The organism is Nostoc sp. NMS2, assembly GCF_017115105.1.
Taxonomy (GTDB): Bacteria; Cyanobacteriota; Cyanobacteriia; order Cyanobacteriales; family Nostocaceae; genus Nostoc.
The window spans coordinates 57,439-67,657 of sequence record NZ_JABXKH010000044.1 but is presented as its reverse complement, the minus strand read 5'-3'; the positions used below and the strand labels follow the sequence as shown (position 1 = coordinate 67,657).

11 protein-coding genes and 1 pseudogene are annotated in these 10,219 nt (G+C 42.7%); 7 read left to right on the top strand and 5 right to left on the bottom strand.

What is annotated here, in order from left to right:
* Positions 1 to 54: 54 nt before the first annotated feature.
* Positions 55 to 1,959 carry a chloride channel protein gene (locus HWQ36_RS07185; RefSeq protein WP_292699726.1) on the bottom strand — a complete coding sequence of 635 codons (1,905 nt, stop codon included), beginning with the start codon at positions 1,957 to 1,959 and terminating at the stop codon, positions 55 to 57.
* A gap of 472 nt (positions 1,960 to 2,431) precedes the next feature.
* On the opposite strand from HWQ36_RS07185, the gene HWQ36_RS07180 reads away from it, so the two are divergent.
* The 4 genes and pseudogenes from HWQ36_RS07180 (at position 2,432) to HWQ36_RS07165 (ending at position 3,978) form a co-directional block, all read left to right on the top strand.
* Positions 2,432 to 2,815 (top strand): hypothetical protein, encoded by a 384-nt coding sequence (locus HWQ36_RS07180; protein ID WP_292699723.1) that lies wholly within the window; start codon positions 2,432 to 2,434, stop codon positions 2,813 to 2,815.
* Between the two features lie 133 nt (positions 2,816 to 2,948).
* Positions 2,949 to 3,212: pseudogene (locus tag HWQ36_RS07175) on the top strand (dehydrogenase); the annotation flags it as partial.
* Positions 3,213 to 3,281: 69 nt separating this feature from the next.
* Positions 3,282 to 3,542, top strand: coding sequence for a hypothetical protein (locus tag HWQ36_RS07170; protein ID WP_292699721.1), 261 nt, complete (start codon positions 3,282 to 3,284; stop codon positions 3,540 to 3,542).
* Positions 3,532 to 3,978, top strand: a complete 447-nt coding sequence (locus HWQ36_RS07165; RefSeq protein WP_292699718.1) for an HNH endonuclease signature motif containing protein — start codon at positions 3,532 to 3,534, stop codon at positions 3,976 to 3,978. Before HWQ36_RS07170 ends, HWQ36_RS07165 begins: the two co-directional genes overlap by 11 nt.
* Positions 3,979 to 4,084: 106 nt before the next feature.
* Here HWQ36_RS07165 and HWQ36_RS07160 read toward each other — a convergent pair whose 3' ends face one another.
* The 3 genes from HWQ36_RS07160 to HWQ36_RS07150 form a co-directional block, all read right to left on the bottom strand.
* Entirely contained in the window at positions 4,085 to 4,540 is a 456-nt protein-coding gene (locus HWQ36_RS07160; protein WP_292699714.1) for a hypothetical protein, read from the bottom strand.
* Positions 4,521 to 4,973, bottom strand: coding sequence for a type II toxin-antitoxin system antitoxin SocA domain-containing protein (locus HWQ36_RS07155; protein WP_292699711.1), 453 nt, complete (start codon positions 4,971 to 4,973; stop codon positions 4,521 to 4,523). Before HWQ36_RS07155 ends, HWQ36_RS07160 begins: the two co-directional genes overlap by 20 nt.
* A gap of 136 nt (positions 4,974 to 5,109) precedes the next feature.
* Entirely contained in the window at positions 5,110 to 5,667 is a 558-nt protein-coding gene (locus HWQ36_RS07150; protein WP_292699708.1) for a GNAT family N-acetyltransferase, read from the bottom strand.
* Between the two features lie 201 nt (positions 5,668 to 5,868).
* Between HWQ36_RS07150 and HWQ36_RS07145 the strand changes: the two genes are divergently transcribed.
* Positions 5,869 to 6,480, top strand: a complete 612-nt coding sequence (locus HWQ36_RS07145; protein ID WP_292699706.1) for a hypothetical protein — start codon at positions 5,869 to 5,871, stop codon at positions 6,478 to 6,480.
* Positions 6,481 to 6,687: 207 nt separating this feature from the next.
* Here HWQ36_RS07145 and HWQ36_RS07140 read toward each other — a convergent pair whose 3' ends face one another.
* On the bottom strand, positions 6,688 to 7,056 hold the full coding sequence (locus HWQ36_RS07140) for a Dethiobiotin synthetase (RefSeq protein WP_292699703.1): 369 nt from the start codon (positions 7,054 to 7,056) through the stop codon (positions 6,688 to 6,690).
* A 213-nt stretch (positions 7,057 to 7,269) separates the two neighbouring features.
* Here HWQ36_RS07140 and HWQ36_RS07135 point away from each other — a divergent pair, with 213 nt between their 5' ends.
* Entirely contained in the window at positions 7,270 to 7,506 is a 237-nt protein-coding gene (locus HWQ36_RS07135) for a hypothetical protein (protein WP_292699700.1), read from the top strand.
* Between the two features lie 656 nt (positions 7,507 to 8,162).
* On the top strand, positions 8,163 to 10,172 hold the full coding sequence (locus HWQ36_RS07130; protein ID WP_292699697.1) for a glycosyltransferase family 39 protein: 2,010 nt from the start codon (positions 8,163 to 8,165) through the stop codon (positions 10,170 to 10,172).
* Positions 10,173 to 10,219 lie beyond the last annotated feature (47 nt).

Below are 10,219 nucleotides of genomic sequence, written 5' to 3'. Positions count from 1 at the left end.
AATGACCAATGACCAATGACCAATGACCAATGACCAATGACCAATGACCAATGACTAATGACCAATGACTATATCTGTAGTCGGTAAGACTGGTAAATAGTGGCGAAGTGCCTTGCGCGTAACTGCTAAATTACAGGTCAAGGCAATTTGCTCTTTTTCTAGTAAACCCAAAATGCGATCGGGTTTGTCTCGTGCCACCACTGGTAATTGATGTAAACCTCGAAGACTCATGCGATCTAAAGCTTCAGATAATAATTCATCCTGCCATGCGTAGAGAATTTCAGTACTACAAATATCTATGAGAGTTTGACTGGATAAATTATCTGGAATTTCAGTTAGTGAATTCGGGTAACTTTGCCAAAGAGCAAGGGCACGGTTAATATCTTCCAGAGAAAGTATACCAACTAATTGCTCGGCTGCATCAATTACTAAAGCACTCCGGGTGCGATCGCGGATCATTTCCACAGCTGCATCTAAAACTCCAAGGGTTGCAGGTAACTTTTTTGGATAGGGGTGCATAGCATCTTCTACCAAAATGTGTTGCACAATTTCCGCTTGTTCATCTTTCAATTCCGAAAGACCAATTTGTTGTAAATTAGAGTTAGAGTTAAAAGTTGGTTTAATCCTTTCCACTAACCAAACACTCAAACCCACAGCTGCCATCAACGGTAAAACAATGCGATAGTCACGAGTTAATTCAAACAGCATTAAAATAGCTGTTAACGGCGCTCTGACACTAGCAGCTAGTACTGCTGCCATTCCTACCATTGCGTAAGCTGGGGGAGCCGCCATTTGATCGCAAATAGCCGGGAATGCCACAGCCAAAATTTTGGCATAAGCTGAACCAAAAGAAGCACCTAAAAACATGGCTGGTGCAAACAAACCGCCGATGAAACCACTACCCGCACTAATTGCAGTCATCAGTAGTTTTACCACCAACAGCACCACTAACAGCGAGAGTGGAAACTCCACATCTTGAAGCATTGCTTCTACAGTTTCATAACCCACACCCAGAATTTGCGGGAAATGCAAAGCAACCGCGCCAATTATTACACCGCCAATAATTGGATGAATCGGCTCAGGAATTCGCCCCAAAAAGGCGAAACCTGGAACCTTCCCAGCAAAGCAAGCTTTTGCTACCCGGATTGATTGAGTATAAGCCAGAGAAACAAGGCTGGCCCCTAAACCCAAGCCAAGATAAAGGGGTAATTCCAAAGGACTGCGGACTTGGTAAGCAGGTAAATCAAAAGCAGGTTGCGCCCCCAAACCAATTTGGGCAATTAATGCTGCTACCACCGCCGCTAATAGCACCACACTCACCGCAGAAGTAGCGAAAGATGTCGCTCCCATCACCACTTCTAAGGCAAAAAATACTCCAGCAATGGGAGCATTAAATCCCGCCGCCAGTCCAGCCGCCGCGCCAGCACCCAACAGCAAACGTTGTCGCTCTTGAGATACATTGAGGATTACAGAGAACAACATCCCAAAATTTGCGCCAATTTCTACACTTGGCCCCTCTGGGCCCAAAGAAGCACCGCTCCCCAAAGAAACCGATGCGGCCAGCATTTTCGTAACTGGTCGTAGTGGTCGCTTAATCTCTGTTCCCTGAGAGGCGGCGATGAGAGATGAAAGTCCAGGGCCAAAGTCTTGAGTACGCCAGCGCATTAAGCCAACAATTAATCCGCCAAGAGTGGGAACGCAGGCTAAAGTCCAAGCACCCCAGACACCGATTTGACCCATTAAATTTTCCAGCATCAGCTGGTGAATCAACTGGATTAAATAGTGAAAGGTGACTACACCCATACCCGTCCCACCGCCAATGAGCATGGCTAAAAACAGCACAACTGTTTCTGGGGATGGTTGAAAACGATTAATTAGGTGAGCTAAATGAGCAGAAGGTGTAGGAAATGCAGGTTGTTCCGTTACCTTCCTCAGTTGAGTGGGAGGCAGGAGAGTCATTGAGAGCAGGGTAAATGTAAGAAAAAATTTAAATTTTTATCTGTTACTTCTCATTGTGAGCCATTATTTAGCAACCAGACAAGTAGACTTTATTTGCTTGATTTACAAAGCTTTAGCAAAAAATGTCATTGTGCAAAATTTTTGTGGGGAGAATGGTTAAATGGGAGACAATTGTTATTTGAGGGTCAAAGATCACTAGTGAGGTGCGAGTGAGCGCCAACACTATTTTTTCTAGAGACAACAAAGTTTTTGCGGTTTGGGTGGGCACACCTGCAAACATTAACTAGGAGTCATCCTTGCCTAAATCTAGCTATACTCGTGTTGCGACCATTGAGCCATCCTTGGTAGTAATACAATGTATGTGTGATTGATGGCTGTTGTCAGACCATACTTAGAAGTCTGCTAAGTATTGATCTCAATTCAATATAGCTATTCTTATAGAGCGAGTAAATGGACTAGGCGGACGAGGTAAATGAATATACACACCTTTGATAATCATTATGTTACTTGCCCAATTTGCCAAAGAAATGCCACTCCCAAACCAGTTAAAACGCGCATGGGCTTGTTTTGCTGTCCCTATTGCCAGGAAAGGCTAGTAGTTTGCCAAAGCGGTCATTATGTGCGCGATCCGTTTACTTGGAGACAACTGATGATTGCTTCGTCGCTACGTCGTCAAAGCCGACCTTTAGCTAGGATTATCAGGGATTTTGTCTTGCTCAAGCGTCCTATGGTAGCCTTGGCTGTGGGAAGTGCCATTTTCTTTAGTGCGATCGCTCTAACTCAAGAAAGGACAAATTACGATCGCCAAATCTTTCCGACAACAGAGAAAGTTAATCAACCAGGAAAATCTCAGTAAATGGATTACTTTGGTATAAATCAAATCTTACTTTGATTTTTGTAATATTATAATTAAATACTTTTATGAAACCGTGTCTTATTGCCCCAAATAGGACACGGTTTTACATCATATCCGCTTAAAAATTCATTCTGGTGCAACAGTCAATTTATTCGGTGGATGTTCATGGAATACAAGTATTACTGTCAATGCAGAACAGCCAGATTACAGCGAACTTACATTTAAAGGAGTGTTTTATAATACATTTGAATCTGTGCAAACAGCGTTATATTGCTAAATAGTGACAAAATATACTTTTGAGTTACTTATTAGCGAACAGAGGGCATTAAAAGATTTAGAACAGGTGTTTTCTGACATGAAGGTGCGTAAATTAATTAAAGTGGTAATGATTCTTTAGTATTTTTGCAGCCAATTCACAGGGCAAACTACAATGACTAATAGCACTACAGACTTAGGCTAAAGCACTATGACTCCTCAAGTCATTACCCCAGTATTGATGATTGAACCCTCGTCATGGCTACGCTCTGGCATCATCATCGAGAAAGTTGATAATGTTAACCTTGCTAGGTTTACAGATGAGTTACACGCTCGTTTAGAAGAATTGCTTGAGAAAGGAAAAGCTGGATTGCTGACTCCTGAAGAAGAAGCTGAATATGCAGGAATTGCTGAACTGGAGCGCATCTTGACTTTTGTTAACGCTAAACTGATTGCCAGTCGTGGGTGTTAAAGATAGCACTTGGCAGTTTGTGCGCGAAAGAGCTAAATATCTGTGTGAATATTGCCACTCTCCAGAACGCTCCAGTTCAGATCGCTTCACAATCGATCATCTTGTTCCACAATCATTAGATGGCTCAGATGAAGATGACAATTTAGCTCTAGCTTGTCGTCGCTGTAATGAACGTCGTTACAACTTCACAACTGGCATTGATCCTCAAACTCAGCAAGAAGTTGCCCTATTCAATCCTCGTCAGCAATCGTGGGTAGATCACTTCATCTGGACAGGCGATGGACTAAAGATCATTGGCAAAAGTGCTACAGGTAGAGCAACTTGTCATCGACTAGATATCAATGATGAATTTCACAACCAAGGATTTATCCAAGAATCTAGGCAGTTATGGATACAAGGAGGCTGGCATCCACCTGTAGACGATCCTCGTCTTTGAAGCTTGAACTAGCGATCGCATGAGATACTGGAAACACCGCTTCACCGATAACTTCAAGCAGCCTAACGACCAAAGATGTTTGATAATATCAAGGCGCGACAGGTAATTAAGGTAGCGATGATTCCTTAATTTTTTGCCGGGTATAACAGATGATTGGGTCTAGCCAAACAATGTAGAAAATCTCATCAATAAAAAATCCATGAACCCTACCATGTTCATTTGAGGAGATGGAAAACTGATATGGTATATCAACTAATTGTTCTTCATTTGGCAAACCAAATGCTTTCTCGCTGGTATCTTCCCACTTAATGGGATGACATCTGAGAGTACTGCTACGATTTACTAATAACTCTTGAGCCGTTAGGCTAGATAGAGCTTTTAATCGATCAAGCAAGGTCAGCCAGTAAATTACTTCTTTTTCGCTACAAGAAAACTTGCTGTTACTGTCCTGATAATATTTAAACGAAAAGCTGATGCCTTGAGGTGGCTTCAGCTTTGTTAGTTTAATACCTGATGTGCCATCTTTGGCAACCTCAGTCTTCTTAATCCTTTTCTTCGGCACGAGAACCGTAATACTCCTTCATCCACTGTTTCTGAATAACTTCGTTGGAAGGTTCGTCAGGTGGTAAATTTTCTCTAGCCAAATTCCAGGGTGTCTCGGCATGAGTCATCTGCTCTAGTTCATAAGCATCGCAGGCAAAATACTCTTGTGCAACCTCATCTAGAAACTCTTGAACCTCTTGGGGTAATTCCGGGTTAGCATCCTCTAAAATTGGTTGCCATCCAAAAAGCCTATACTTCTGGTACAACACAGGTATCACAGGCCCATGTATCCAGGCTTGAAAATCTTCTTGGAATAAAGGAGTGTCATTGAGTGCAAGATGCCAAGCCTGAGCATAGTACACAAGCTTTTGCAGTTTTAGATTACTGATAAAAGAACCTGTTTCATTTGCCAACCAGATAAAGTAATCTGCTACGTTAAAACATGACAACACTACAATCACCCCCTTCAGTCTGCTAGATAATAGCTAACCTTCATTCGCTCTCATACATCAGCTTACAGAGTTATCTCAACAAGAGCTATGAATAATTTTCCGGCTTCTTGTAGTTTAATTGTACTACTTTTAAAAGCTAACGAAGGGCTGCTACACTCTCCCACGATTCTTGTGTCAGCTGCCATTCGGTTTGACTCCATCCTCGCTCACACATCCAATCTGGGCTAGGGAGTGTGCCAATTGCGACAAACCCATATCGATGTGCTAAACGTGTGACACGCAAATTTGCACTAACGGAAATGCCTCGAATTTCTTTTAACGCCAGATCGCGGAACCCAAACTCGATCAAAGCTTTTGCAACCTCAATTGCGTATGCATAACGACCCCAGAACTGAGGTGCTAATTCAATACCCAGTTCCGCCCTATCTGAACCGTGAGAATCACGGCGCAGTCCACAACAACCAATTAACTCTTGCAAGCTCCGACGGTCAACTATGGCAAGCTGATAATTAAGACGAGGGTGTTCATCTGCCCACTGACCGAAAAGGCAAAGAAGTTCGCGTGTATAGCTGGGTGCTACTTCTTCTGGCGTACAGAATTCAGCATACCGTGGATCAGCACGATAGGCGAAAAACGAAGGCTCATCTTCTTTAATAAAATCCCGTAAAAGAAATCTCTTAGTGACGATCTCCATAGTCAGTGACCTTACCTAATCATCTAAATAAATACAGGTTTATTTTGAATTTTGAATTGGTATAACTCCTTCAATGTCAACTTAGATGGCTATTTGAAGGCCATACCATGAAGTAATCTTCCTACAAAATGGGAAAACTATAGTTACCCTCTATTGCTACTAATCAATAAGGGCATTTCTATGTAAATCCCGAATAAGAAAATGCTCAATAAATCTCTGCTTAATTGTTTAATCTTGCCTTTTTCTCTAGTGCCCTGGCTTTGCGTAGGAACGCTTTTTGATTCCCAAGCTAATGCTTTACCAGGGCAAAGTACAGAGGAAGTAGGCACTTGGATTAAAGCACATCCTACACTCCGCCCCAGGAGTGGGGAGCAATTGTTTGTGCAAAAGACTGATACTGCTGCTCAACGATTCACTTTTCAAGCATCGGTATTGCCCCCTGGTAGGGTGGAATTTTCTAAAGACCGTGGCACAATTCGTAGTGAGCGGATTTCCATGTATGATGCCATTAACGGCATGACATTTGCGCGTCTCCAAGAATCCTTGCGGGTGATTTATGGCTTGGAGATTTATCAAGACTACGATCGCGCCCAGGTAGTGTATGAGTATCCTAACCAGAAGGTAGTTAACTCGGCGCGTCTGGCTAAAACTCCCATTCGGGAAGCTTTAAAGGGAGAATTACGAGTAGGCGATCGCTATGTATATTGGGTGGAAATTGCTCAACCCAAGACTGGCAAAGCTTTTACCGGTCAAATGACGGTTTTACTCAAAACTGACCTCAACAAGTTAGAAAGTGAACTGCAAATTCGGTAATGGGCATTGGGCATGGGGAATGGGGCAGAAGAGGCAGAGGGGCGGGGGGAAGGGTGCAGAGGAGAAGAATTTTCCCCCTGCTCCCCGCTCCCTGCCCCCTGCTCCCTGCCCCCTGCTCCCTGCTCCCTGCCCCCTGCCCCCTGCTCCCTGCTCCCTGCTCCCCATCTCCCCCACTCCCTCATCCTTAAAGGTTACTGAAATGGTGTTCTATAGTTTCCCTAAGCTTATGGGAACTAGGGTTTGCCATATACCTGAAAAGATACTTTCAGATGCTAAGGAAATTCGTAGCAAATCTTCTTTTAGTAGTGGTGGCCAATCTATGCCAGCTTTACGCCCTGCGGTAAATAGCTGTTGTGTCTTAATGCTTAACTGATAAAGGGCTAAAGCCAGTTCTCGGTCTAGGGTCTTTGCATCTTTAAGGGCTTCAAACACCACTTTCAATGCCAACAAAATTGAAGTGATCTGACCGGGTACCGGCGGTTTCCCGTGTTTCATACGCATTAACAGCGCATCTGGGTTTTCCTCGGTTGTGATTGTCTGATCTATGAGGAGTTTCCGAGCCGTTTCGTAATTCATGTGATCAGTTTAGCGTACATTTTGCTTAAGCAGTAATACCTAATTAAAAAGTCATAAAATTGGCTTCTAGTTATTTATAGCAATCTCTTATGATTTGTGAAAAGATAAGCTTGGGAAAAATGATGGAGAATTTGCGATGCTATAGGTTAACCAGATAGACTGACATATAATAATATCTTTGAAAAATACGCCTCGCTTGGAATCAGAAGCAAAATGATATCACTAAATTTACTAGAGATTGAGCGCTCAATCCGTGCCTTGTCTGTAGAAGAACAACTTTGGCTACTAGAAAGCATTGCTAGACAAATCCGAGAAAGTGAATATACAAAAGATAAGTTTACTGATGTCAAAAATCAGGAAGAGCAACTGAAATTAATGGTTGATGAGCCAAAGATTCCAACAGAAATTCCTGCAATCAATGATGAATTTGCAATTTCTGAAATCCTCTGATACGTAAAAGTAAAAATTATGAGTTTGCCAGATTTAAAAAGTCAAATATACAAGTTATAGGTGAGCGATCGCTTAGGGACTGACAAATAAAAAAACATCCCAAATTTTCTTGTGGGATGGGCATCTTGCCCGTCCCAGATTTAGGGCGCTCATGTTGCCCACCCCACAAGATGGATAATTTATTTCTTGGAAGTCCCTTAGAGGATGTTTGAGAAGTTACTAGTACCGCTTCGCGTAATTCGTAATTCGTAATTCGTAATTCGTAATTCCCGTTGCGTAAGGGTTTTAGACATTTCAAATGGTCTGTTTATTTCCGCCGTACTGTACTGGTACCGCAAGGCGTAATTCGTAATTAACTATTTGCAAGGGTTTCAGACATTTAAAATGGGTGGCTTATTTACGCCGTGCGATACTAGTAAAATAACCTCTACTCTTGAGATCGGAGTTTTGTACTTGATGGGTAAGTCCTAATGACGTGTGCGATTCGTCTTTCAAGTCACTGCCGACTAAAATATACATAGCCCAACCTGAGCTACGCCAACAGAAGATGGGACTTCCGCGAAGCATTAAATAAAAAAAATTTTGAATTTGAGCGTTGGAAGAACAAAAGATAGATAATCAACGACTATTGAGTAGTGATTGTTGACTATTGACTAATGAGCATGAAATTGAGTGTTAAGCACACTGTTGATCAGTGGTTCAACAAAATAGCAAAGAATCCAACCCTTAGTGTCACTGTGTCGGTTTTGTGGTTAATGGTGGTAGGCTGGATAGCTTTTGGGTGGAATTTGGGCAATATTGGCTTGATTGATGAGACAGAGCCACTGTTTGCCGAAGCTTCCCGCCAGATGTTCGTCACAGGTGATTGGATAACCCCATTTTTCAATGGTGAAACTCGTTTCGATAAACCTGCTTTAATTTACTGGTGTCAGGCGATCGCATATTACATTATTGGGGTGAATGAATGGGCAGTCCGCCTTCCTTCTGCGATCGCAGCCTTCGCCTTAGTTTGTTTGGCTTTTTACACCGTACACTGGTATTTGGCTAAACAGGACGAATTAGAGCAAGTTTCCCGTCCTACTCGCCGCTACTTAACATCTTTTATCGCAGCAGCGCTCATGGCACTCAATCCCGAAACTATTATTTGGGCGAGAACGGGTGTCTCTGATATGCTGCTCACCGGATGTGTAGCATCAGCTTTGTTATGTTTCTTTCTAGGGTACGCAGGGAAGGAAGAGAGCAGGGGAGCAGGGGGCAGGGAGCAGGGGGGCAGGGGAGCAGGGAGCGGCGGGGAGCAGGGGGAAAATTCTTCTCCTCTGCACCCTTCCCACCGCCCCTCTGCCTCTTCTGCCCAATCCCCACTTCCCCTGAGCGAAGCCGTTCGCGTAGCGTCTCGCAGAGAAGGGATGCCCCATTCCCTATTCCCTAATAAGTGGTACTTAGCTTGTTATGTGCTAATTGCTGGTGCAATTTTGACTAAAGGCCCAGTGGGAATTGTCTTGCCAGGGATAATTATTGCCGCCTTTTTGCTTTACGTGGGCAGGTTTAGAGAGGTATTGCGAGAAATGCGCCTCTTCGTGGGTATACTGATAATTCTAGGTTTATCAGTGCCTTGGTATGCTTTAGTAATTTGGCGTAATGGCTGGAATTATATTAATGCCTTTTTTGGTTATCATAACCTGGAACGCTTTACAGAAGTAGTTAATGGTCACTCAGCACCTTGGTATTTTTACTTTATAGTGGTGCTGCTGGGTTTTGCGCCATACTCCGTGTATTTACCAGTTTCTATAATAAGACTAAAGTTTTGGCAGCGATCGCACTGGCGATCGCTTGAACGTTTTCAGCAGTTTGGTTTATTCGCCTGGTTCTGGTTTGCTAGCATCTTTGGCTTTTTCTGCATTGCTGTCACCAAACTGCCTAGTTACGTCTTGCCTTTAATGCCAGCAGCAGCCATCCTAGTGACGCTGTTGTGGAGCGACTTTTTCCAGGATACAGAAGACAGACAAACAATTCCAGCTTCCTCTTCCCCCGCTTTTCTCCGAGCGAGTGGTTGGTTGAATGTAATGTTTTTATCAGTTCTGTCAACAGCACTGTTTAACATAACCCACATATTAGGTACCGATCCAGCTATCAGTAACTTTCACGAACTAATTCAAAAATCTGGTTTACCAGTAATAGCTGGCGTAATGTGGTTGATTTGTGCAATTTTAGTTGCTGGTTTCTTACTAAGTCGCCGATGGAATTACATTATTGCGATTAATTTATTAGGGCTTGTGGCGTTTATAATTTTTGTCTTAACGCCTGCTTCGTTTTTTATTGATCGAGAACGTCAGTTACCTTTAAGAGAATTATCTGCGGTCATTCTAGAAGCAAAACAACCAAATGAAGAATTGATCATGCTTGGCTTCAAAAAGCCTAGTGTAGTATTTTACAGCCACATTCACGTAAATTACTTAAAATTTCCCCAAGAGGCTATACAGCATATTAAAAACCAGGCTGCCAAGGAATTACAACCTGCCTCACTGTTGCTACTGGCTGAACAGACAAAATTTTTAGAAATGGAATTACAGCCAGATGATTACAAAAGTTTATCAACAAAAGGTGCTTATAACTTAGTTCGAGTTCCTTTAAAGAAAAAGAAAAAAGAAAAAATAGATATATCTTAAATTGTCATTAGTCATTTGTCCTTTGTCCTTTGTCCTTTGCGAATTAC

Bases quoted from the DNA above. Each gene is read 5' to 3' on its own strand.
- HWQ36_RS07185 (WP_292699726.1), bottom strand. From the start codon at position 1,959: ATGACTCTCCTGCCTCCCACTCAACTGAGGAAGGTAACGGAACAACCT.
- HWQ36_RS07180 (WP_292699723.1), top strand. From the start codon at position 2,432: ATGAATATACACACCTTTGATAATCATTATGTTACTTGCCCAATTTGC.
- HWQ36_RS07170 (WP_292699721.1), top strand. From the start codon at position 3,282: ATGACTCCTCAAGTCATTACCCCAGTATTGATGATTGAACCCTCGTCA.
- HWQ36_RS07150 (WP_292699708.1), bottom strand. From the start codon at position 5,667: ATGGAGATCGTCACTAAGAGATTTCTTTTACGGGATTTTATTAAAGAA.
- HWQ36_RS07145 (WP_292699706.1), top strand. From the start codon at position 5,869: ATGCTCAATAAATCTCTGCTTAATTGTTTAATCTTGCCTTTTTCTCTA.
- HWQ36_RS07140 (WP_292699703.1), bottom strand. From the start codon at position 7,056: ATGAATTACGAAACGGCTCGGAAACTCCTCATAGATCAGACAATCACA.
- HWQ36_RS07135 (WP_292699700.1), top strand. From the start codon at position 7,270: ATGATATCACTAAATTTACTAGAGATTGAGCGCTCAATCCGTGCCTTG.
- HWQ36_RS07130 (WP_292699697.1), top strand. From the start codon at position 8,163: ATGAGCATGAAATTGAGTGTTAAGCACACTGTTGATCAGTGGTTCAAC.